Raw genomic sequence first — 21,180 nt, 5'->3', positions numbered from 1 at the left:
AACGTCGGATACGCAGACAACGGGCCTGAGACGGTGGGAAACCACCAGCTCAGGCCCGTTTTCTGTGTTCTCAGCGTGGTGTGGCGGCATTCTGGGGTGCTGCCCCCTGGGCTGCGGCGACCTTCTCGTACTCACTCGCCAAGGCCAGCACCCAGCCGCGCGGGCTCACGCCGGGCGGTGGCGCGATCCAGCGCGCGTCGACGAACAAGTCCCCCAACGGATTTCGCGCCCACTCGGCCACCACCGCGGCACGCTGCGGCACCGAGTTCGGCGGCTCACCCGCGGCCGGGATGACGATGCCGCTGCCCGAGAGCAGATACAGCGCGTCCATCACCTGAGCCATGTGATCGGAGGCCTTGAGCTGCGCCGAGGTGGCGTTCTGCTCGGGCGCGACCACCTCGGGGAACCGCCCGACCATCAGCTTGTGCAGCGGCTGGATCCGGCGCAGCAGCACCTTGGCCCGCCACCACAGCTCGATCACGATGGAGACCGCGCCCAGCGCGATCAACAGCGCGGCGATCTCCCAGGCGACCCAGCCCCACAGCGGTTCGTTGGGCGGGGTCGGCTCGGCATGCTGGAAGGCGCGGCCCACATTCGCGACCGCCATCACCGCGACCAGGGCGGTGCCGGTGATGTAGATCGCGATGCCGCGCCCGAGGATGGTCCAGTCGAGGTTGCGCAGACCGGTGGTCACGATGAACACCGCGCCGAGCGCGACCATGATCCAGCCGAAGGTGAACGACCAGGCCAGGGTGATGGCGATCGACACCGCGCCGATCCCGTAGACAACCATCGCGACCTGGCGCAGGTTGCGCCGCGAGACCACCGGCCACGCGGCGGAGGCCACCACCGAGGTGGCCGCGGTGAACAGCAGCCAGGCGGAGATGACGATGCCGGTGGACAGCCAGCCGCTGTGCACACCGCCCTTCATCAGGTTGTCGACGGCAACCGCCATCTCGGGAATGGCGACGGTGACCGCGAGTGCCACGGCGGCGACCGCGACGACGATGGCGACGCGGGAGGTCGTTGCCGGCTTCACCAGCACGCGACCCACTCGCGCACCCGCGGCAACCCAGACCAGCAGGGCTGTCAACCAGAGTGTCATCCGAGTGCCTCATCGAATCGAAGGACCGAGACGCCTGCGCCCCGGTTGCTGAATACGCGCAGTCGCGTCATGAGCATGGCCGCGAAGGTCTCGGCTTCCCATTCGGCGAGGTCGTCGGCGCCGTCGTCGACGATCTGGGCGTGGGCACGCTGACTGAGCATGTAGGCGATCAGGTCGTCACTGACCTCGAGCGTGGTCTCGACCGCCGGTGCGCCTTCGTGATCGAAGACGATATGGCCTAATTCGTGGGCGAGGGTGTGATCGCGGCTGGGTAGGGCGTCGGCGAGCACGATGATGTCGCGTTCGGGATAGAACCGGCGCTGACCGCACACACCGGGGCCGAGGTTCGCGCTGGTGATCTCGATTTCGCGTTGGCGTTCCAGCGAGATGGCGTGCACCACCTCGTCGAGACTGGTGGCGTCGGAGTCGGCGGCCACCGCGCACACCGCGTCGACGGCGGCGGCGACGCGGCGATAGGACCGGGAGGTGCTCTGGGTCTTGCTCTTACTCATCGAAGATCCCCTCACGACCTCGGTCCGAAGAACTCGGCACGCGCCGCGTTCACCCGTGCTTGGGCTGCCGCGGCACCCTGGAAACTGACTGCGCCCGAACCGGTTCCGGCCAGGGTCAGCGCGATCAGGCCGCCGATCACCGACAGGAGTTCGGGTTCTGGGAGGCCACTGTTGTCACTGGTCGGCTTGAACTCGTGGTTCGGTTTGGCCGCCGGGGCCGGTGCTGCCGCGGCGGGGGGTGGTGCGGCGGGGGCGGGCGCCTCCGCGGCGGGCGGCGCTGCTGCCGGAACAGGCGCTGCCACAGCCACATTCGGCACACCCGGGGCCGCAGGTGCGGCGGGGATCGCGATGGGCGGCAGGGCCGGGGCGGCCGGGGCCGACGGGATCGGGATCAGGAGCAACAGCAGAGGCGAAGCGGAACCTACCGCCGCGGAACCCACCGCGGCGGAACCCACTGCGGCCGAGCCCGCACCGGCGGAACCTACCGCCGCGGAGCCGGCAGCGGCGGAACCTACTGCGGCAGAACCTGTTCCGAGTACAGCCGAGCCCGCGCCGAGCGCGGCCGAACCGGTGCCCGCGGCAGCCGACCCGACCGCGGCCGAGCCGGTACCGAGGACCGCCGCGGCGCCTGCGGAGCCCGTGCCGAGAACCGCCGCGGCACCCGCCGAACCGGTACCGAGGACGGCGGCCGCGCCAGCGGAGCCGGTGCCGAGGACTACGCCGAGGCCTGCCGAACCGGTACCGAGCAGCACGCCGAGACCTGCCGAGCCAGTGCCCGCGGCGGCCGAACCGACCGCGGCCGAACCCGCACCCGCTGCGGCGGAGCCCGCACCGGCCGAACCGGAGAGCGGACCCGCGACTTCCTGCTTGGGGACGTCGGCGTTCGACTGACCGGGGATGGTAAGGGGGGTCCATCCGCCTTCGTCCGCGACCGGAGCACCCGACTGAGGATCAGTCGGGACGCCGGGGCCCTGCTGGTTACCCGGCACTGTGGGCTCCTGAGCCGGGGTGTTCGGCTGACCATTGTTCTGACCGGGCAGGCTCAGCTCACCGGGCTGGGGGGTCGGGGTGGCCTGGCCACCATTGCCCCCGCCGCTGCCGTTGCCCTGCCCGGCACTGCCGCTGCCGGGCGCCTGGGCGGCGGGCGTGGGCTGTTTCTCCGGGGCGGCCATGGCCACCGCGGGCCCTAAAAGCGCACAGCCGGCCAGCACACTCGCAGCGGCAAATACGCGCAACATGCGACCAATGGCCATGCGCTCGATCATCCCCTTAGTTATTCAGCGCAGAATTACCCCCGGTCGCGACACATTCCGGGATCGACGAACAGTAGCCCATAGTAAACCCACTGCACGATGCCCGCAGAGGGGAGCAAGAGTCGTCCAGCCCCCTGAACGTGTGTGACTTGCCATAAGTGCAGGCCGAGGACATTTCTCCGGACCCACACCTCAAAGTTTGCTATGCACCGTAAACCGGCTCCGGCGGAGTGCTCTTCTCGATCAATTCTTTGACGACCGGACCCAGCTCAGCGGGGTTCCAGCGGGCGCCACGATCGACCGGGGTGCCGTGCAGCCAGCCCTGCGCCAACGCGACTTTTCCGCCTTCGACCTCGAACATCCGGCCGGTCACCCCGGCTGATTCGGTGCTGCCGAGCCATACCACCAGCGGCGAGATGTTCTCCGGAGCCATCGCGTCGAAGCCTGCGTCGGGAGCCGCCATGGTGTCGGCGAAGACCGTTTCCGTCATCCGGGTGCGGGCAGCCGGGGCGATGGCGTTCACGGTGACGCCGTAGCGCCCGAACTCGGCCGAGGCGGTGAGTGTGAGACCCGCGATACCCGCCTTGGCCGCGCCGTAATTGCCCTGGCCGACGCTGCCCTGCAGACCGGCGCCGGAACTGGTGTTGATCACGCGGGCATCCACCGGGCGGCCCGCTTTCGACTCGGCCCGCCAGTACTCGGCCGCGTGCCGCATGGTGGCGAAGTGGCCTTTGAGGTGCACGCGGACGACGGCGTCCCATTCCTCCTCGCCGAGGTTGACGAGCATGCGGTCGCGCACGAAGCCGGCATTGTTGACCAGGACGTCGAGGCCGCCGAAGGTGTCGATGGCCTGGTGGATGAGCCTGTGCGCACCCTCCCAGTCGGCGACGTCGTCGTAGTTGGCGACGGCCTCGCCACCGGCGGCGACGATCTCGTCGACGACCTGCTGGGCGGGGGTTTCCGTGGTCGCGGCGCCGTCGAGTGCGGTGCCGACGTCGTTGACGACCACGCGGGCGCCCGCTGCGGCGAAGGCGAGGGCGTGGGCGCGACCGATCCCCCGGCCCGCGCCGGTCACGATCACAGTGCGCCCGGCGCAGATCAACTGGTCATCCATCTGAAACTCCTGTGCTTATCGGCGGCTGACGCCGCGAAGTCGGACTAGTTGTTGGCATTTGCGGCGTCGAGGAAGGCGGGGCGTTCGCCGCCGCCGTGGACGAGGAGGGTGGCGCCGCTGATGTGGGCTGCCAGGGGTGAGGCCAGGAAGAGGGCGGCGTTGCCTACGTCGGCGGGAGTGGCGAGGCGGCCGAGGGGGACAGTTTTCGCGACTGCTGCCACTCCGTCCGCGTCGCCGTAGTGGAGGTGGCTGAGTTCGGTTTCCACGGGGCCGACTACGACGGAGTTGAGGCGGACTTTCGGGGCCCATTCGACAGCCAGTGAGGTGGCCAGGTTGTCCAGGCCTGCTTTGGCCGCGCCGTAGGCGGCGGTGCCGGGTGAGGGGCGGTGGCCGCTGACACTGGTGATCATCACGATCGAGCCGCCGGTGTCCTGTTTCTGCATCAGGGCGTTGGCTTGCTGGGAAATCAGCAGCGGCGCAAGCAGATTCAGCTCCACGATCTTGACGTGGAATTTGGGGCTCGCGGTGTCGGCCATCGCGAACGGCGCGCCGCCGGCGTTGTTCACCACCTGGTCGATGCGGCCGTGCCTGGACTGGATCTCGGCGAACATGGCCGAGACCGCGTCGACGTCGCGCACATCGCAGGTGAGGTGTTCGGTACTGCGGTCGCCGACGGCGATCGGTTCGTCGGCCGGTCGGCGCGCGCAGGTCAGCACCGTCGCACCCGCGGCGAGGAAGGCGCGGCTGATTCCGGCGCCGACGCCGCGCACACCGCCTGTCACCAGAACGATCTGCCCGGAAAGGTCGATTTCTACAGCCACCGTGTTAACCTACCAAGCAATTGCTTGCTTTGTCTCGGGTTCGCCGAGGCGTGCACGAGGAGACATCGCGATGGGGATAAACCGTCACACCGAAGCCGACGGGGTCGAGGTCGTCACAGTCGACTATCCGCCGGTCAACGCCCTGCCCTCGGACGGCTGGTTCGCGCTGGCCGAAGCCGTGCGAGCCGCGGGCCGCAACCAGGAGACCCGGGTGGTCGTGCTGCGCGCGGAGGGGCGCGGGTTCAACGCGGGCGTCGACATCAAGGAAATGAACGCCGACGTCGGCCATACCGCGCTGATCCGCGCCAACCACGGCTGCTTCGAGGCCTTCGCCGCGGTCTACGACTGCGAGGTGCCCGTGGTCGCCGCCGTGAACGGCTTCTGCCTCGGCGGCGGCATCGGCCTGGTCGGTAACTCCGACGTCATCGTCGCCTCCGACGACGCCACCTTCGGCCTGCCAGAGGTCGACCGTGGCGCGCTCGGCGCCGCGACCCACCTGGCGCGACTGGTCCCCCAGCACCTGATGCGGACCATGTTCTACACCGCGGGCAAGCTCACCGCCCAGCAGCTGCACCACTTCGGTTCGGTGTACAAGGTCGTGCCGCGCGCCGAACTCGACGCTGCCGCAATGGAAGTCGCGAAGAACATCGCGAACAAGGACGGCCGGGTGATCCGGGCCGCCAAGCGCGCGCTCAACGGCATCGACGTGCAGGACGTGCACCGCTCCTACCGCTACGAACAGGGCTTCACGATGGAGCTCAACCTCGCCGGTGTCGCCGACGAGATCAGGGCGCGCTTCGACGACGATCTCGCCGCGCAGAAGAAGGAGAGCTGAAAGCCATGCGCGACAAGAGAATGACCCTCGACGAGGTGGTCGGCGAGCTGCGCAGCGGCATGACCATCGGGATCGGCGGCTGGGGTTCGCGGCGCAAGCCGATGGCGCTGGTGCGCGCGCTGCTGCGCTCGGATGTCACCGATCTGACCGTGGTCACCTATGGCGGTCCCGACCTGGGGCTGCTGTGTTCGGCGGGCAAGGTCCGCAAGGCGTACTACGGGTTCGTGTCGCTGGATTCGGCGCCGTTCTACGATCCGTGGTTCGCGAAGGCCCGCACCTCCGGTGAGCTCACGGTGCGCGAGATGGACGAGGGGATGGTGAAGTGCGGGCTGCAGGCGGCGGCCGCGCGACTGCCGTTCCTGCCGATCCGGGCCGGGCTCGGGTCGGCGGTGCTCGACTTCTGGGAGGGCGAGCTGAAGACCATTTCGTCGCCGTATCCCGCCGCCGACGGTCGCGTCGAAACCCTGGTCGCGATGCCCGCGCTGAATCTCGATGCGTCGCTCGTGCATCTGGATCTGGCCGACAAGCACGGGAACGCGGCCTACACGGGCGTCGATCCGTACTTCGATGATCTGTACTGCTTGGCCGCTGAGCGCCGCTATGTCTCGGTGGATCGGATCGTCGAGACCGAAGAACTGGTGAAAGCGGTTCCGCAGCAGGCGATCATCCTCAATCGCATGTTGGTCGACGGTGTAATCGAGTCACCCGGCGGCGCGCACTTCACCTTCTCCGGCAGCTATGGGCGCGACGAGAAGTTTCAGAAACACTACGTGGCGGCCGCGAAGACGCCGGAGTCGTGGGCCGAGTTCAAGGCACGCTACCTGGATGTCTCCGAAGACGAATACCAGTCCGCCGTCGCCACTTTCGCCGAGGAGCAGCTATGAATTCCGCATCGCAGAGCGCGGCCGACGCGACAACCGGCGGACCCATCACTCGCGCCGAAGTGTGTGTCGTCGCGGCGGCGGAGATCTTCCGTGGCGCCGGCGAGATCATGGCCAGCCCGATGTCGACGATCACCACCACCGGCGCGCGGCTGGCCCGGCTCACCTTCGAACCGGATCTGTTGCTGTCCGACGGTGAGGCGCTGTTCTTCGCCGAGGTGCCTGCGATCGGTGCGAAAGCTCCTGTGGAGGGCTGGATTCCGTTCTCGCGGGTGTTCGACGTGGTCGCCTCGGGCCGTCGCCATGTAGTGATGGGGGCCAATCAGATCGACCGGTTCGGCAATCAGAACCTGTCGGCCTTCGGTCCGCTGCAGCAGCCGACGCGGCAGATGTTCGGTGTGCGTGGCGCGCCCGGCAACACCATCAACCACGCGACCAGTTATTTCATCCCCAAGCACAACGCACGGGTGTTCTGCGAGCAGGTCGATATCGTGTCCGGCATCGGCTACGACAAGGTCGACCCGACCAACCCGGCTTACCGCTTCCACCATCTGCACCGGGTGGTGTCCAACCTGGGCGTGTTCGACTTCGGCGGCCCCGAACATACGATGCGCGCGCTGTCGCTGCATCCCGGTGTGAGCGCCGACGAGGTAGCCGAGAACACGTCGTTCGAGATCGCAGGGCTCGGCGAAGCGGGCGAGAGCCGTCTGCCCACGGACGACGAGCTGCGGATCATTCGAACGATGCTCGACCCCAAGGGTTTCCGTGAGAAGGAAGTGACGGTGTGAGCGGTGAACGGTCGGCAGCGGCGCGTACCCACGCCAATCGGTTGCCCGAAGGAAACAGCATGAGCGGCCGGCCCCGGGCCAGCCGAGCATGCGGAAAGGAAGCGGCATGAGCGCACGCTTGCGGACTCCCCTGACCGAACTGGTCGGCATCGAGCATCCAATCGTGCAGACCGGGATGGGCTGGGTCGCCGGGCCACGGCTGGTCGCGGCTACCGCCAACGCGGGCGGACTCGGCATTCTCGCTTCAGCGACAATGACTTTCGAGGAACTCGAGGCGGCGGTCGCCAAGACCAAGTCGCTCACCGACAAGCCCTTCGGCGTGAACATCCGCGCCGACGCCACCGATGCTCCCGAGCGCATCGAACTGCTCATCCGCGAGCAGGTGCGGGTCGCGTCGTTCGCGCTGGCGCCGAAGAAGGAACTCATCGCCCGGCTCAAAGATGCTGGTGTCGTTGTTGTTCCGTCGATCGGTGCGGCCAAGCACGCGGTGAAGGTGGCCTCGTGGGGAGCCGACGCGGTGATCGTGCAGGGCGGCGAGGGCGGCGGCCACACCGGCCCCGTCGCCACCACCCTGCTGCTGCCGTCGGTACTCGACGCCGTCGACATCCCCGTGATCGCGGCAGGCGGCTTCTTCGACGGTCGCGGCCTGGCCGCCGCCCTGTCCTACGGTGCGGCCGGCGTCGCCATGGGCACCCGCTTCCTGCTCACCCAGGAGAGCACCGTCCCGGAAGCCGTGAAGCAGGAATACCTCGCCCGCGGCCTCCAGGACACCATCGTGTCGGTCAAGGTCGACGGCATGCCCCACCGCATGCTCAACACCGAACTGGTGACCCGACTCGAACACTCCGGCGGTTGGCGTGGCCTCTCAGCGGCGGTGTCGAACGCGGCCAAGTTCAAGTCGATGACCGGCATGAAGTGGTCGACGCTGGCCCGCGACGGCCTGGCGATGCGAAAGACGAAGGACCTCAGCTGGTCTCAGGTAGTGATGGCCGCGAACTCGGCCATGCTGACCAAGGCCGGTCTCGTCGAGGGTCGCACGGACGCCGGCGTACTACCCGCAGGCCAAGTCACCGGCATCATCGACAGCCTGCCGACGGTGGCGGAACTGATCGACCAGATCGTCACCGACGCGGTGGCGAGGATCGCGGCGATCGGCGCGCTGACCAGCGAGCCCGCCACCGAAACTCGCTGACCGATCTCGAGCTCCCCCGACTCGACGACTTGGAGCGTCCGTCGAGTTCGCTGGGGTGACGAGGGCGCCGGACCAGGCGCGACGCCGACACGGCGCGCAGGGTCCGGCGCTTTTCACTGACATGGGGTTGTCACGGAACCATCCACCGTGTGCGGCGCCTCACCAGCGATACATCAGCGCAGTGCGACTTCGACGCGGTTGTCGTGGAAGACCGCGCCGCCGCCATAGTCTGAATCTCGTTCGGCGATAGTGGCATTCACGGTGGCTCCGCCGGTGAACTTGGCCCAGCGGCCCTTGGTCGTGCCCGCGACGCCGGGTCGCACCCGGTCCGAGACTTGGGCGACGGCCTCGAACGAGCCGCGGTCGTTCGACACGACCACCGCGACACCGTCGGCGATACCGCGTGCGGCGGCATCATCGGGATGCAGGGTGATCGTGGATTCGCCTGCACGACGCCGTAATTCGGGATTGGAGCCGAAGATCGTGTTCAGGAAGTAGTGCGAGGCAGCCGAGATCAGCACCAGGCCGTCGCCGGGGTCGGCGGGCGGGGTGTAGGTCGGCATCGGGTCATGGCCTGCCAGTTCCGCTCTGGTGGAAACGAATTGGAGTTTCCCAGCCGGAACAGGACCCGCCTGCACCTTCAGGAATCCGTCCGCGCGGAGGCGTTCGAGGTCATAGCCTTTGAGCAGCTGTCGAGCCAGCTCCTCGTCGGAGTCGTAGAGCGCGGACTCGGTGAGACCGAGGCGCTGCGAGAGCCGGCGGAAAGTCTCTGTGGTGGACAGGCATTCGCCGGGCGGCTCGACGGCGGGCTCGTTCCAGATCAGGTAGAGGTGTCCGTAACCCGCGAGCACGTCGAGGTGTTCGGGCTGCATCGTGGCGGGCAGGACGATGTCGGCGTAGTCGACCGTGTCGGTGCCGACGTGTTCGAGGACCACGGTGAAGAGGTCTTCGCGGGACAGGCCCTCGATCACGCGACGCTGATCAGGATTGGAACCGACCGGGTTCGCCGCGATCACGAACAATGCCTTGACCGGCGGACCATCGGTCTCGAGCAAGGCTTCGCCGAGCCTGGTCATCGACAGGGTGCGGACCGGGCGCGGCAGCAGGTCGTCGCGGCGCAGTGCGGCATCGTCGAGGCGGAAGTGTCCGCTCGTCGAATAGTGCAGTCCCCCACCGGGTATCGACCAGTCACCGGTGACGCCGGGCAGGCAGCCGAGGATCCGCAGCGCCATACCGCCGCCCGCGTGCCGCTGCATGCCCTGCGACGCGCGGATGGCGGTCGGCCTGGTGTGGGCGATCCGCTCACCGAGCGCGATGATCTGCTCCTCGCGCAGTCCCGTGATCGCGGCAACACGTTCGGGTGTGTATTCCTCGATGACGTCGCGGAATTCGGGCCAGCCCTCGGTGTGCTCGGCGATGAACTCATCGTCCTGCGCACCCAGCGACACCACGACGTGCAGCAAACCCAGCGCCAGCGCCGCATCGGTGCCGGGCAGCGGGGCGAGGTGTTCGTCGCAGCGCTCGGAGGTCTTGGTGCGGACGGGGTCGATGGAGACCAGGTAGGCGCCGCTGTCCTGGATGAATTTCCACAGGTGGTGGCCGGAGGTGAGCGGGTTGGTGCCCCACAGCAGGATCAGTTTCGACTTCGCGAAGTCCTCGGGATCCATCCCACCGGACGTGCCGAGGGTGTAGCTCAGGCCGGCGCCGCCAGCGACCGAACAGATCGTCGGTGCGTGATGCGAGGCCCCGAGCAGGTTGAACATCCGGCGGCCCGGAAAGCCTTCCATGCCTTGGATGTACCCCAGGCTGCCGGTTCCGTGGAACGGCCAGATCGCCTCACCGCCGAATTCGTCGATGATGCCGGTGACCCTGGTGGCGATCTCGTCGAGCGCTTCGTCCCAGCTGATCCGCTCGAACTGTCCGGAGCCCTTCGGCCCGACCCGGCGCATCGGGTACCTCAGCCGGTCCGGCGCACCGACCTGCTCGAGATACCGGTTCACCTTCACGCACAGCGCACCGCGCGTGACCGGGTGTTCCTTGTTCCCGCGCAGGCCGGTGGCGACGCCGTCTTCGACGGTCACCACCCACGAGCACGCGTCGGGGCAGTCGAGCGGGCATGCGCCGAGCACCTTCATTGGACCAATCGTAGGCACCGGGCGCGGGCGATGCACCGGCGTAATCACCCACTTCGGCTCGTTTCAGTCAGAATTCTGATTGAAACGGCACGAAGTGGGTGATTACGCCGGTCTCTTATGCGTCGAGGCGCTCGATGATCGTCACGTTCGCCGTGCCGCCACCCTCGCAGATGGTGAGCAGCCCGTAGCGACCGTTCACCCGCTCGAGTTCGTGGAGCAGGGTGGCGAAGAGTTTCGCGCCGGTCGCGCCGAGCGGGTGGCCGAGCGCGATCGCCCCGCCGTTGACGTTCACCTTCGCCGGATCGGCGCCGATCTCCTTGATCCAGGCCAGCACCACCGGCGCGAAGGCCTCGTTGATCTCGATGACGTCGATGTCGTCGATGGTCAGGCCGGTTTTCTCCAGTGCCCACTGGGTCGCCGGGATCGGGGCGCTGAGCATGAAGATCGGGTCCGCACCGCGGGCACTGACGTGGTGGATCCGCGCGCGGGGGGTGAGGCCGTACTCGCGCACCGCCCACTCCGAGGCGAGCAGCGTCGCGCTGGCGCCGTCGGAGATCTGGCTGGCCACCGCTGCGGTGAGGGGGCTGCCCTCGCTCAGGGGCTGCAGGGTCGCCATCTTCTCGAGGCTGGTCTCGCGCGGGCCCTGGTCGACCGTGAAGTCGCCGACCGGCACGATCTCGGCATCGAAGCGGCCCTCCGCGATGGCCGCACGGGCGCGGGTGTGGCTGCGCAGCGCCCACTGCTCCATGTCTTCGCGGGTGATGCCCCACTTCTCGGCGATCAGTTCGGCGCCGCGGAACTGCGAGACCTCGCCGGTGCCGTAGCGCTCATCCCAGCCGGTGGCGCCGACGAACGGGGAGTCGAAGCCGTATTCCTTACCGGCGAGCATGGCGGCCGAGATCGGGATGGCGCTCATGTTCTGCACGCCGCCCGCGACGATCACCTCGGCGGTGCCGCTCATGATGGCCTGGGCACCGAAGTTGATCGCCTGCTGACTCGACCCGCACTGCCGGTCGACGGTGACGCCGGGAACCTCTTCCGGGAAACCAGCGGTCAGCCACATGGTGCGGCCGATATTGCCCGCCTGCGGACCGATGTTGTCGACACAGCCGACGATCACATCGTCGACCACGGCCGGGTCGATGCCGGTGCGTTCGACGAGTCCGCGCAGGGCGGCGGCGCCGAGGTCGGCCGGGTGCACGTCGGCGAGGGCGCCGTTGCGTTTGCCGACCGCGGTTCGCACCGCGTCGATCACATAGGCTTCCCGCACCGGGGTGTAGGGGCGGCGATCGGTCATGGAGAACTCCTAAGCGTGGGGCATGGTGAGCCCGTCGAGCACGATGGTGAGATATTGCTGGGCAAGGTTTTTCACGGTGATCGGGCCACCGGGGGTGTACCAGCGCACCGCCACCCACACGGTGTCGCGCAGGAAGCGGAACGCGAGTTCCACGTCGAGTTCGGGGCGGAAGCTGCCGTCGGCGACGCCGGTGGTGAGCACCCGGTGCCACAGTTCGCGGAACTCGATGTTGAAGTCACGGATGTAGGCGAAACGTTCCACGTCACGCAAGTTCTTGGCCTCGGCCTGATAGATCGCGACCGCGGCGTGGTGGCGGTCGAAGGACTCGTAGGAGGCGATCACCAAGGCTTCCAAGGTGTCTCGCGAACTCAGTCCGGCCGTGGCGATCTCGCGGTAGCGGCCGAACAGGTCGTCGAGGAAGCCGCGCAGGATCTCGTCGACCATCGATTCCTTGGAGTCGAAGTGGTGGTAGAGACTGCCCGAGAGGATGCCTGCCGAGTCGGCGATATCGCGCACGGTGGTGGCGCGCAGGCCCCGTTCGGCGAACAGGTCGGCGGCGAGGTCGAGCAGTTCGGCGCGGCGGGTGCGTTTGGTGTCGGCTGCGGTCACACTCGTCATCGTACAACCAAGCACTTGCTTGGTTCAGGTGAGCCCGCCCCGGTGATCATGCGCGCTGACTGCTCACCGAGACAACCTCGCCGGTCAGATACGAGGTGTAGTCACTGGCCAGCATGGCGATCGTTGCCGCGACCTCCCATGGTTCGGCGGCGCGGCCGAAAGCCTCACGCTCACTGAGCGAGTCGAGCAGTTCGGTGGAACTCACCTTGTCGAGGAACGGGTGGCGGGCGATGCTCGGCGCGACGGCGTTGATTCGCACGCCGAATTCGGCGGCTTCGACAGCGCTGCACCTGGTCAGTGCCATCACGCCGGCTTTCGCGGCGGCGTAGTGGGCTTGGCCGTGCTGGGCACGCCAGCCGAGGACGGAGGCATTGTTGACGATCACGCCGCCGTGGCCCGCGCCTCGGAAGTACGTGAGGGCCGCACGAGTGCAGCGGAAGGTGCCGGTGAGGGTGATGTCGAGGACCTGGTCCCACTGCTCGTCGGTCATGTCGACGACCGGGGTCTCGCCGCCGAGGCCCGCGTTGTTGACCATGATGTCGATCCGGCCGAGTTCGGCGGCGGCAGCGGTGATCAGCTGGTTGACCTGCGCGGTGTCGCGAACATCGCAGACCACCGCGCCGACCCGACGCTCCGGGAATTCCTTGGCCAGCAGTTCGGCGGTCTCGTTGAGGCGACGTTCATGCCAATCCGAGACGACGACATCAGCACCTTCTTCGAGAAGCCTGCGTGCCGTGGCCGAGCCGATGCCGGTGCCCGCGGCGGCGGTGATCACGGCCGTTCGACCGATGAGCAGGCCGTGGCCAGGAATCGAGGCGGGCGCGATCGACAGTGACTTCTTCGCACCCGAATAGGCCGGGCTCGACTGTTCGCCCGCAGTGGGGTTGTGCGCACTCACGGGCGGGCCTCTCGCGGCAGACCGAGCACACGCTCGGCGATGATGTTGCGCTGCACTTCGTTCGAACCTCCATAGATCGTGTCGGCGCGACTGAACAGGTACAGCCGCTGCCATGCGGTCATGTCGTCGGGGCCTAGGACAAGGCCTGCCGCGCCTTGGACGGCCATCGCCAGTTCGCCCAGATCGCGATGCCAGTTGGCCCACAACAACTTCGACACCGAGGCGCCGCCGGCGTCGCCCTCGCTCATCGTGCGCAGGGCGTGGGCGCGTAGAACTTTGAGGCCGACGAAGGCGCGGTCGAGGCGGGCGGCGACGATCGGGTCGTCGGCGGCGCCGGTTCTTTTCGCCAACTCTTCGATGTCGGCGAGTTCGCGCGCGAAGCGGATCTGCTGTCCGAGGGTGGAGATGCCGCGCTCGAAGGTCAAGGTGCCCATAGCGATTCGCCAGCCGTCGCCGGGTTCGCCGACGACGAGGTTTGCGTCGGTGACGGCGTTGTCGAAGAACACTTCGTTGAATTCCGAAGTGCCGGTGAGCTGTTCGATCGGCCGTACTTCGATGCCGGGCTGGTTCATCGGAACCAGCAGGTAGGACAGGCCCTTGTGCCTGGTCGAGCCGCGTTCGGTGCGGGCGATCACGAAGCACCAGTCGGCGACGTGGGCCAGGGAGGTCCAGATCTTCTGGCCGTTGATCACCCATTTGTCGCCGTCGAGGCGGGCGGTGGTGGCGACCGCGGCGAGGTCGGAGCCCGCACCCGGTTCGGAATATCCCTGACACCACAGCTCGCCGACCGAGCGAACGCCGGGCAGGAATCGCTGCTTCTGGTCCTCGGTGCCGAAGGCGAGCAGCGTCGGGCCGAGCAGTTCCTCGCCCACGTGCGAGACCCGCGCGGGAGCATCCGCCTTCGCGTATTCCTCATGGAAGATCACCTGTTGACGCACGCTTGTGCCGCGGCCGCCGTGTTCGACCGGCCAGCCGAGGCAAGTCCAGCCCGCCTTCGCGAGGTGGCGATCCCAGGCGAGCCGCTCTTCGAAGAACTCGTGCTCGCGGCCCGGTCCGCCGGTTCCGCGCAGGTCAGCGAACTCGCCCGCAAGATTTTCGGCAAGCCAATCGCGTATTTCCGCGCAAAACTCCGCATCGGAGATCGCGGTATCGGAATCTGAGGTCTGGATCACGCCCACGTCGGTAGGATAACCTACCAAGCACTTGCTTTGTTGGCTGCTTCGTCAAGAACAGCGACCGCACTACGGTGAGGACCCCGTGACAACCCCCGCACACACCACCCCGCAGGCGCTGCGACAAGTCGCCGCGACGCATCCGCACGAACCGGCCCTGATCGACGGCACGACCCGCCTGACCTGGTCCGAACTGCTCGCCCAGGTGCGCATCACCGCCCGCGCGCTGATCGCGCGCGGCATCTCCCCCGGCGATCGGGTCGCGATGTGGGCGCCGAACACCCACCACTGGGTGATCGCCGCGCTGGCCGCGCATTCGGTCGGGGCCGCGCTGGTTCCGTTGAACACCCGCTATGTGGTGGCCGAGGCGGTCGATGTGCTGTCACGTGTGGACGCGAAGGCGCTGTTCGTCGCCGGGGCCTTCCTCGGTCGCGATCGGGCGGCCGAACTGCTGGCCGAGGCGCCGGAGCTGGGCATCGGGACCGTCGTGGTGGTCCCGGTCGAGAACGCCAGTGGCTCGACAACTACGACCGCGCGACCCCCGTCGCAACCAGCCGACTTCGGGATCGGTGCCGCCACACTGACCTGGGCAGAGCTGCTCGAATGCGCGGAGACCGTCTCCGACGCGGCGAGCGAGGAACGGGCCGCGCAGGTCTCGCCCGATGACATCGCCGACATCCTGTTCACTTCCGGCACCACCGGCCGCAGCAAGGGCACGCTCGTGGCGCACCGGCAGGCGCTCGATGTGGTGCGCGGGTGGGTGGAGTGCACGACGGTGCGGGCCGGGGACCGGTATCTGGTGGTGAGCCCGTTCTTTCACAACTTCGGGTACAAGGCGGGGATTCTCGCGTGCCTGGTCACCGGGGCCACGATCATTCCGCAGGCCAGTTTCGATGTGCCGACCACGCTCTCGCTGATCGAGGCCGAAGGCGTGACGGTCCTGCCCGGACCGCCCACGATCTATCAGACCCTGCTCGACCATCCCTCGCGAACCGGACGCGATCTGAGCTCGCTGCGGGTGGCCGTCACCGGTGCCGCGACCGTGCCGGTGGTGCTGGTCGAACGGATGCGTGACGAACTCGAATTCGACGTTGTCGTCACGGGTTACGGCCTGTCGGAAGCTTCCGGGTTCGGGACGATGTGCCGGGCCGACGACGATGCCGCCACCATCGCGGGCACCTGCGGGCGACCGATCGCTGGTTTCGAGCTGCGACTGTCCGACGAGGGTGAGGTGCTGCTGCGCGGGCCGAACGTGATGCTCGGCTACCTCGACGACCCCGAGGCCACCGCCGAGGCCATCGACGCCGACGGCTGGCTGCACACCGGCGACATCGGCGTCGTCGACGAGCGCGGCTACCTGAAGATCACCGACCGGCTCAAGGACATGTACATCACCGGCGGGTTCAACGTGTATCCCGCCGAGATCGAACAGACCCTGGCCAGGCTCGACGGTGTGGCCGAGTCCGCGGTGATCGGCGTGCCCGACGAGCGCATGGGCGAGGTCGGCAAGGCCGTTGTCGTGCGCAAGGCCTCGTCGACGCTGACCGCCGATGAGGTAATCACCTTCGCTGCAGGGCAATTGGCGAATTTCAAAGTTCCGAGGCTTGTCGAGTTCCGCGACCAGCTGCCCTACAGCGCAGCGGGCAAAGTGCTCAAGCGTGAGCTACGTGAGGAGAAGTCGTGAGTTCCGAGGTTGTCACCTATGAGGTGCGTGGGTCGGTCGCCGTGGTCACCATGAATCGGCCCGATTTCCGCAACGCGCAGAACTCGAAGATGACCTACGCCCTCGATGCCGCTTTCGTGCGCGCCGTCGAGGATCCCGAGGTCAAGGTGATCGTGCTGGCGGGCAACGGAAAACACTTCAGTGCCGGGCACGATATCGGCACGCCGGGGCGCGATCACGATGTGCACTTCGAGAACAAGGCCGCGCTGTGGTGGGACCACATCGATCGCCCCGGCGGTGATCAGCGGTTCGCGCGCGAGTCCGAGGTGTATCTCGGAATGTGTAGGCGCTGGCGGGAAATCCCCAAGCCGATGGTGGCGATGGTGCAGGGCGCGTGCATCGCGGGCGGGTTGATGCTGGCCTGGGTATGCGACTTGATCGTCTGTTCCGATGACGCGTTCTTCTCCGATCCGGTTGTGCGGATGGGCATTCCGGGCGTCGAGTATTTCGCGCATCCGTGGGTGATGGGTCCGCGTGCGGCCAAGGAGTTCCTGTTCACCGGTGATCGGTTCGGAGCGGCGCAGGCCAAGGAGTGGGGCATGGTCAACCGGGTCGTGCCGCGCGACGAGCTCGAGGCAGAAGTGATGGGCCTGGCCGAAAAGATCTCCGCCATGCCGCAATTCGGGTTGACGCTCACCAAGAAGGCCGTCAACCAGGCCGAGGATCTGATGGGGATGCGCAGCGGCATGGACTCGGTTTTCGGGCTGCACCATTTCGCGCACGCCCACAATGCCGAAGTCGGTGCCGACTCGCTCGGCGGGATGAATGCCCGCTCGATGAAGGCAGGCTCGACCGAACAGAACGGGACGAAGTAAGTGGATCTAGAGATCGACCCGGCTGCCCGGGAATTCCAGCTGGAGGTGCGCGCGTTCCTCGCCGCCAACGTCCCGCCCGAGCCGTTGCCGTCGATGGATACCGCGAAAGGCTTTGCCGCACATCGGGAATGGGAAGCCAAGCTGGCTGAGGCGCGGTTGTCCGCCGTTTCGTGGCCGCGTGAGTTCGGCGGGCGGGACGCGTCGATTCTCGAATGGGTGCTTTTCGAGCAGGAGTACTACGCCGCCGGGGCGCCGGGGCGGGTTGCGCAGAACGGCATCTTCCTGCTGGCGCCGACCCTGTTCGAGCACGGCACCCCCGAACAACTCGCACGGATCCTGCCGCGCATGGCCCGCGGTGACGACATCTGGGCGCAAGCCTGGTCGGAACCCGAGGCGGGCAGCGACCTCGCGAGCCTGCGTTCGACCGCTCGACGCACCGAAGGTGGTTGGCTGCTCAACGGCCAGAAGACGTGGAGTTCCCGTGCGTCCTTCGCGGATTGGGCGTTCGGGCTGTTCCGCAGCGATCCCGAGGCGCAACGTCACCACGGGCTGACCTACGTGATGTTCCCCCTCACCGCCGAAGGTGTGAGCGTGCGGCCCATCCCCCAGCTCGACGGCGAACCCGGCTTCGCGGAGATCTTCCTCGACGACGTTTTCGTGCCGGATCGCGATGTGATCGGCGGGGTGAACGAGGGCTGGCGCGTCGCGATGGCGACCTCGTCGAACGAGCGTGGCCTGTCGCTACGCAGCCCTGGACGGTTCAGCGCCACAGCGCAGCGGCTCATCGACCTGTGGACCGAGACCGCCGAACCCACCGACACCGCCGCCCGAAATGCGGTGGTGGACGCCTGGATCGGCGCCGAGTCCTATCGCCTGCACACCTTCGGCACCGTCACCCGCCTCCAAGACGGCGGGCAACTCGGCGCGGAATCGTCGATCACCAAGGTGTTCTGGTCCGAGCTGGATATCTCCATGCACGAGACAGCGCTCGACCTGCTCGGCGCCGCCGCCGAACAGCGCAGCGCCTGGACCGACGGCTACCTGTTCTCGCTCTCGGGCCCGATCTACGCGGGCACCAACGAGATCCAGCGCAACATCATCGCCGAACGCATCCTCGGCCTGCCGCGGGAGAGCAAGCGATGAACGTGCACTTCATGATCCAGCTGGAACTGCGGACCGCCCAGCTCAGAAGCGAGCGCGACCGCACCATGGACCCGATCCCGCCGACCGACGGCGGCCTCCAGGCGATATCCCTGCCCGTCGACACCGCCCGCGACACGGTGGTACTACCCGTCAGCACGGTCCGCGACACGGTGGCACTACCCGTCAGCACCGACCACCACGTCGTAGCGCTACCCAGCGGCACCGACCACCACGTCGTAGCGCTACCCAGCGGCACGGATGGGCGCGCCGTGGCGCTACCCGGCGAAACCGCTGGGTCGATCGGCGTGGCCGGCACTCACTTGGGCCGAATCGCCCTTCCGAATATTGGAGGTATGCGATGAGATTCGCGCTCAGTACCGAACAGCTCGATTTCGCCGGCGAGCTGCGCAAGATTCTCGACGCGGGTCAGGTGCCCGCCGCGGTGCGCGCTTGGGCCGCCGGCGATCCTGCCAAGGGGCGCGCGCTGCTGCGGCAGGTCGCCGACATGGGCGTGTTCGGATTGATCGTCGACGAGAAGTACGGCGGGGCGGATGCGACCCCGGTTGATCTCGTCGTCGCGCTGATCGAACTCGGGCGCGGCGCTGTTTTCGGGCCGGTCATCGAGACTGCCGCCGTGATTCCCGCGCTGCTGCAACGACTTCCGGATTCCTCGGCGGCGCAGCGGTGGTTGCCCGCGCTCGCGAGCGGCGATGCGCTCGGCACCATCACCTTCGAGCTGCAACGCGCCGTCGCCCTCGACGCCGATATCGCCGAGCCGGTGCTCATGACCGTCGACGGTCGACTGATGCTCGGGCATCGGTCGACCGACCCAGGAGCCGATGGTTCGCCCCAACTCGAGGACTCCGGGGCGGCCGCAGGAGCCAGCGAGTCGACCCGCGACCGGAACCCGCGCGCGGCCACCGTCGGTTCAGCCGCCGGACAGACGCATGTGCGCGCCGCGCCGAAGACAGAGGCGGCGACTTCGGGCGCCGGGACCTCGGGGACGGGGACCTCGGGAGCGGTGACTTCGATCGACCCCGCCCGCATCCTGGTTCGGGTCATCGCCGACGAGCTGGTCGCTGATGGGCCCGGGGTCGGAGCGGCCATTGATTACGCCTTCGATGTCGGCGTGCTGGCTTGCGCAGCGCAGCTTCTCGGTGCGGGTCGGGCGATTCTCGAGCAGACCACCGGTTATGCCAAGCAGCGCAAGCAGTTCGGGCGTGCGATCGGTGAATTCCAGGCGGTGAAGCAGCAACTCGCCGATGTGCTGATCGCGCTGGATTTGGCCGAGCCGCTGCTGTACCGCGCGGCGCTCACCCTGGAATCGAGCGACCGCGCCCGCGACGTCTCGGCGGCCGTCGTGGCCTGCGGCGATGCGGCCCACCGCGCCGCACGCGCCGGACTCCAGGTGCACGGCGCCATCGGCTACACCGCGGAATTCGACCTGTCGCTGTGGCTGACCAAGGTCGCCGCACTGCGAACCGCCTGGGGCACAGCTGATTTCCACCGTGGCCGAATCGCCTCGGCTTTGCGGTTCGCCACCCCAGTCGCGTCGACGAACTGAGGCAAGGATGCCACCGTCGTTCCGCCCGACGTCCGCTGCTCGGGCGCCGGTGGAACGCGTCGGCCAGTTTCAACGATCCAGCGGGGGCCCACATCACGGGACGCCGATAGCTGGAGCACCCGCCGCAGGTGTGCTCCGGATCGGCGCCGAACCGCAGCCGACGCACTCCCCACCTTCTCCGAAGATCCGGCCGCCAACGCCGAGCCCTGTAAGGAACTCCCATGACATCGAATGAACTGCTCGAATTCCGGGCTTCCATCCGGGCCCTGCTCGGCAAGCACGCCACCTCGGCCGCGCTGCGTACCGGGATGGAATCCGACCTCGGGTACGACCCGAAGTTGTGGCGGATGCTGTGTGAGCAGGTCGGGGTGGCCGCACTCGCGGTGCCGGAGGAATGGGGCGGCGCGGGGGCCGGGTTGGTCGAATCGCTCATGGTTGTCAGCGAATTGGGGCGGGTACTCAGCGGGGTGCCGATGCTCGGGTCGGCGGTGCTCGGGGTGCAGGCGGTGTTGTTGTCGGGCGATGAGCAGGCTTGTGCGCGGCTGCTGCCGGACCTCGCGGACGGGTCGCGAACGGCCGCCCTGTGCTGGGCCGATGCCGGGGGATGGGATTCGGTCGGGGCCGTGATGACCGATGGGAAACTCAGCGGCACAGTTCATTACGTGCTGCACGGCGCGCAATCCGACTTGCTGTTGGTGCTCACCGACGACGGATTGTTCGAGACAACAGCGAACGCTCCCGGCGTCACCATCACCCCAACCCCCGCACTCGACCCCACCCGCGGACTCGCCACCATCACCTTCACCAACACTCCGGCAACGGCGATCGGTGCCGGCAATCCGGTCGTCCTGCGCAAGCGATTGCGCGAAATCGCTTGGGCTGCACTAGCAGCCGAGCAGGTGGGCGCGGCTCGGCGCTGCCTCGAGATGACCGTCGAATACACGGCCTCCCGAGTGCAGTTCGGACGGCCGATCGGCAGCTTCCAGGCGCTTAAGCATCGAATGGCCGACCTGTATGTGCTGGTCGAGTCCGCCGAATCGGCAGCACTTGCCGCGGCGCAGGCCGTCGCCGAGGACAGCCCCTCCGCCGCCGAGGACGTCTGGGTGGCCCGCGCACACTGCCCGGAGGCGTTCTCCACGGTCGCCGCCGAGACCATCCAGCTGCACGGCGGCATCGCCATCACCTGGGAACACGACGCCCACCTCTACTTCAAACGAGCCCACGCCACCGCCGAACTGTTCGGCACGGCCCGCCGCCCGGCCGTTGTCGCGTCATAGGCCCATCCATCAGCGGCCTTCCTCCGGCGTAATCACG

The 21,180-nt window shown here is 67.7% G+C and carries 20 protein-coding genes; 10 read left to right on the top strand and 10 right to left on the bottom strand.

What is annotated here, in order from left to right:
* Positions 1–70 precede the first annotated feature (70 nt).
* The 5 genes from ACFW6D_RS27400 to ACFW6D_RS27380 form a co-directional block, all read right to left on the bottom strand.
* Positions 71–1,105, bottom strand: a complete 1,035-nt coding sequence (locus ACFW6D_RS27400) for a hypothetical protein (protein ID WP_379332768.1) — start codon at positions 1,103–1,105, stop codon at positions 71–73.
* On the bottom strand, positions 1,102–1,617 hold the full coding sequence (locus tag ACFW6D_RS27395; protein WP_379332766.1) for an ImmA/IrrE family metallo-endopeptidase: 516 nt from the start codon (positions 1,615–1,617) through the stop codon (positions 1,102–1,104). Before ACFW6D_RS27395 ends, ACFW6D_RS27400 begins: the two co-directional genes overlap by 4 nt.
* Before the next feature lie 11 nt (positions 1,618–1,628).
* Positions 1,629–2,870: a hypothetical protein gene (locus tag ACFW6D_RS27390; RefSeq protein ID WP_379332764.1), complete on the bottom strand. Its 1,242-nt coding sequence runs from the start codon at positions 2,868–2,870 to the stop codon at positions 1,629–1,631.
* 202 nt (positions 2,871–3,072) lie between these two features.
* Positions 3,073–3,984 (bottom strand): SDR family oxidoreductase, encoded by a 912-nt coding sequence (locus tag ACFW6D_RS27385; RefSeq protein ID WP_379332763.1) that lies wholly within the window; start codon positions 3,982–3,984, stop codon positions 3,073–3,075.
* A gap of 44 nt (positions 3,985–4,028) precedes the next feature.
* Complete coding sequence (locus tag ACFW6D_RS27380; protein WP_379332761.1) at positions 4,029–4,805, bottom strand: SDR family oxidoreductase; 777 nt, start codon at positions 4,803–4,805, stop codon at positions 4,029–4,031.
* 70 nt (positions 4,806–4,875) lie between these two features.
* Here ACFW6D_RS27380 and ACFW6D_RS27375 point away from each other — a divergent pair, with 70 nt between their 5' ends.
* The 4 genes from ACFW6D_RS27375 to ACFW6D_RS27360 all read left to right on the top strand — a co-directional run bounded on the left by ACFW6D_RS27375 (position 4,876) and on the right by ACFW6D_RS27360 (position 8,501).
* Positions 4,876–5,640 carry an enoyl-CoA hydratase family protein gene (locus tag ACFW6D_RS27375; RefSeq protein WP_379332759.1) on the top strand — a complete coding sequence of 255 codons (765 nt, stop codon included), beginning with the start codon at positions 4,876–4,878 and terminating at the stop codon, positions 5,638–5,640.
* On the top strand, positions 5,637–6,524 hold the full coding sequence (locus ACFW6D_RS27370; RefSeq protein ID WP_379332794.1) for a CoA transferase subunit A: 888 nt from the start codon (positions 5,637–5,639) through the stop codon (positions 6,522–6,524). The genes ACFW6D_RS27375 and ACFW6D_RS27370 overlap by 4 nt, the downstream gene beginning before the upstream one ends.
* Positions 6,521–7,309 carry a CoA-transferase subunit beta gene (locus ACFW6D_RS27365; RefSeq protein WP_379332757.1) on the top strand — a complete coding sequence of 263 codons (789 nt, stop codon included), beginning with the start codon at positions 6,521–6,523 and terminating at the stop codon, positions 7,307–7,309. The genes ACFW6D_RS27370 and ACFW6D_RS27365 overlap by 4 nt, the downstream gene beginning before the upstream one ends.
* Before the next feature lie 106 nt (positions 7,310–7,415).
* Positions 7,416–8,501, top strand: coding sequence for an NAD(P)H-dependent flavin oxidoreductase (locus ACFW6D_RS27360; protein WP_379332755.1), 1,086 nt, complete (start codon positions 7,416–7,418; stop codon positions 8,499–8,501).
* A 173-nt stretch (positions 8,502–8,674) separates the two neighbouring features.
* Here ACFW6D_RS27360 and ACFW6D_RS27355 read toward each other — a convergent pair whose 3' ends face one another.
* The 5 genes from ACFW6D_RS27355 to ACFW6D_RS27335 form a co-directional block, all read right to left on the bottom strand.
* Positions 8,675–10,636, bottom strand: coding sequence for a molybdopterin-dependent oxidoreductase (locus ACFW6D_RS27355; protein WP_379332753.1), 1,962 nt, complete (start codon positions 10,634–10,636; stop codon positions 8,675–8,677).
* 115 nt (positions 10,637–10,751) lie between these two features.
* Positions 10,752–11,906, bottom strand: a complete 1,155-nt coding sequence (locus tag ACFW6D_RS27350) for an acetyl-CoA C-acetyltransferase (RefSeq protein ID WP_379332793.1) — start codon at positions 11,904–11,906, stop codon at positions 10,752–10,754.
* Between the two features lie 36 nt (positions 11,907–11,942).
* Positions 11,943–12,551, bottom strand: coding sequence for a TetR/AcrR family transcriptional regulator (locus tag ACFW6D_RS27345; RefSeq protein ID WP_379332752.1), 609 nt, complete (start codon positions 12,549–12,551; stop codon positions 11,943–11,945).
* A 46-nt stretch (positions 12,552–12,597) separates the two neighbouring features.
* Positions 12,598–13,383: an SDR family oxidoreductase gene (locus ACFW6D_RS27340; RefSeq protein ID WP_379332791.1), complete on the bottom strand. Its 786-nt coding sequence runs from the start codon at positions 13,381–13,383 to the stop codon at positions 12,598–12,600.
* Between the two features lie 62 nt (positions 13,384–13,445).
* A complete protein-coding gene (locus tag ACFW6D_RS27335; RefSeq protein WP_379332750.1) occupies positions 13,446–14,627 on the bottom strand; it encodes an acyl-CoA dehydrogenase family protein in 1,182 nt (393 codons plus the stop codon).
* 79 nt (positions 14,628–14,706) lie between these two features.
* Here ACFW6D_RS27335 and ACFW6D_RS27330 point away from each other — a divergent pair, with 79 nt between their 5' ends.
* The 6 genes from ACFW6D_RS27330 (at position 14,707) to ACFW6D_RS27305 (ending at position 21,143) form a co-directional block, all read left to right on the top strand.
* Positions 14,707–16,305, top strand: coding sequence for a FadD3 family acyl-CoA ligase (locus ACFW6D_RS27330; RefSeq protein WP_379332748.1), 1,599 nt, complete (start codon positions 14,707–14,709; stop codon positions 16,303–16,305).
* A complete protein-coding gene (locus tag ACFW6D_RS27325) occupies positions 16,302–17,159 on the top strand; it encodes an enoyl-CoA hydratase (RefSeq protein WP_379332747.1) in 858 nt (285 codons plus the stop codon). Before ACFW6D_RS27330 ends, ACFW6D_RS27325 begins: the two co-directional genes overlap by 4 nt.
* Positions 17,160–18,302 carry an acyl-CoA dehydrogenase family protein gene (locus ACFW6D_RS27320; RefSeq protein ID WP_379332745.1) on the top strand — a complete coding sequence of 381 codons (1,143 nt, stop codon included), beginning with the start codon at positions 17,160–17,162 and terminating at the stop codon, positions 18,300–18,302.
* Positions 18,299–18,664 (top strand): hypothetical protein, encoded by a 366-nt coding sequence (locus tag ACFW6D_RS27315; protein WP_379332744.1) that lies wholly within the window; start codon positions 18,299–18,301, stop codon positions 18,662–18,664. The genes ACFW6D_RS27320 and ACFW6D_RS27315 overlap by 4 nt, the downstream gene beginning before the upstream one ends.
* Positions 18,661–19,866: an acyl-CoA dehydrogenase family protein gene (locus ACFW6D_RS27310; protein WP_379332742.1), complete on the top strand. Its 1,206-nt coding sequence runs from the start codon at positions 18,661–18,663 to the stop codon at positions 19,864–19,866. The genes ACFW6D_RS27315 and ACFW6D_RS27310 overlap by 4 nt, the downstream gene beginning before the upstream one ends.
* 221 nt (positions 19,867–20,087) lie before the next feature.
* Positions 20,088–21,143: an acyl-CoA dehydrogenase family protein gene (locus ACFW6D_RS27305; RefSeq protein WP_379332740.1), complete on the top strand. Its 1,056-nt coding sequence runs from the start codon at positions 20,088–20,090 to the stop codon at positions 21,141–21,143.
* Positions 21,144–21,180 lie beyond the last annotated feature (37 nt).

Source organism: Nocardia sp. NPDC058705, from assembly GCF_042749305.1.
GTDB lineage: Bacteria > Actinomycetota > Actinomycetes > Mycobacteriales > Mycobacteriaceae > Nocardia.
This window is presented reverse-complemented; position numbering and strand designations above follow the sequence as displayed.

Bases quoted from the DNA above. Each gene is read 5' to 3' on its own strand.
- ACFW6D_RS27400 (WP_379332768.1), bottom strand. From the start codon at position 1,105: ATGACACTCTGGTTGACAGCCCTGCTGGTCTGGGTTGCCGCGGGTGCG.
- ACFW6D_RS27395 (WP_379332766.1), bottom strand. From the start codon at position 1,617: ATGAGTAAGAGCAAGACCCAGAGCACCTCCCGGTCCTATCGCCGCGTC.
- ACFW6D_RS27390 (WP_379332764.1), bottom strand. From the start codon at position 2,870: ATGGCCATTGGTCGCATGTTGCGCGTATTTGCCGCTGCGAGTGTGCTG.
- ACFW6D_RS27385 (WP_379332763.1), bottom strand. From the start codon at position 3,984: ATGGATGACCAGTTGATCTGCGCCGGGCGCACTGTGATCGTGACCGGC.
- ACFW6D_RS27375 (WP_379332759.1), top strand. From the start codon at position 4,876: ATGGGGATAAACCGTCACACCGAAGCCGACGGGGTCGAGGTCGTCACA.
- ACFW6D_RS27365 (WP_379332757.1), top strand. From the start codon at position 6,521: ATGAATTCCGCATCGCAGAGCGCGGCCGACGCGACAACCGGCGGACCC.
- ACFW6D_RS27360 (WP_379332755.1), top strand. From the start codon at position 7,416: ATGAGCGCACGCTTGCGGACTCCCCTGACCGAACTGGTCGGCATCGAG.
- ACFW6D_RS27355 (WP_379332753.1), bottom strand. From the start codon at position 10,636: ATGAAGGTGCTCGGCGCATGCCCGCTCGACTGCCCCGACGCGTGCTCG.
- ACFW6D_RS27345 (WP_379332752.1), bottom strand. From the start codon at position 12,551: ATGACGAGTGTGACCGCAGCCGACACCAAACGCACCCGCCGCGCCGAA.
- ACFW6D_RS27315 (WP_379332744.1), top strand. From the start codon at position 18,299: ATGAACGTGCACTTCATGATCCAGCTGGAACTGCGGACCGCCCAGCTC.
- ACFW6D_RS27310 (WP_379332742.1), top strand. From the start codon at position 18,661: ATGAGATTCGCGCTCAGTACCGAACAGCTCGATTTCGCCGGCGAGCTG.
- ACFW6D_RS27305 (WP_379332740.1), top strand. From the start codon at position 20,088: ATGACATCGAATGAACTGCTCGAATTCCGGGCTTCCATCCGGGCCCTG.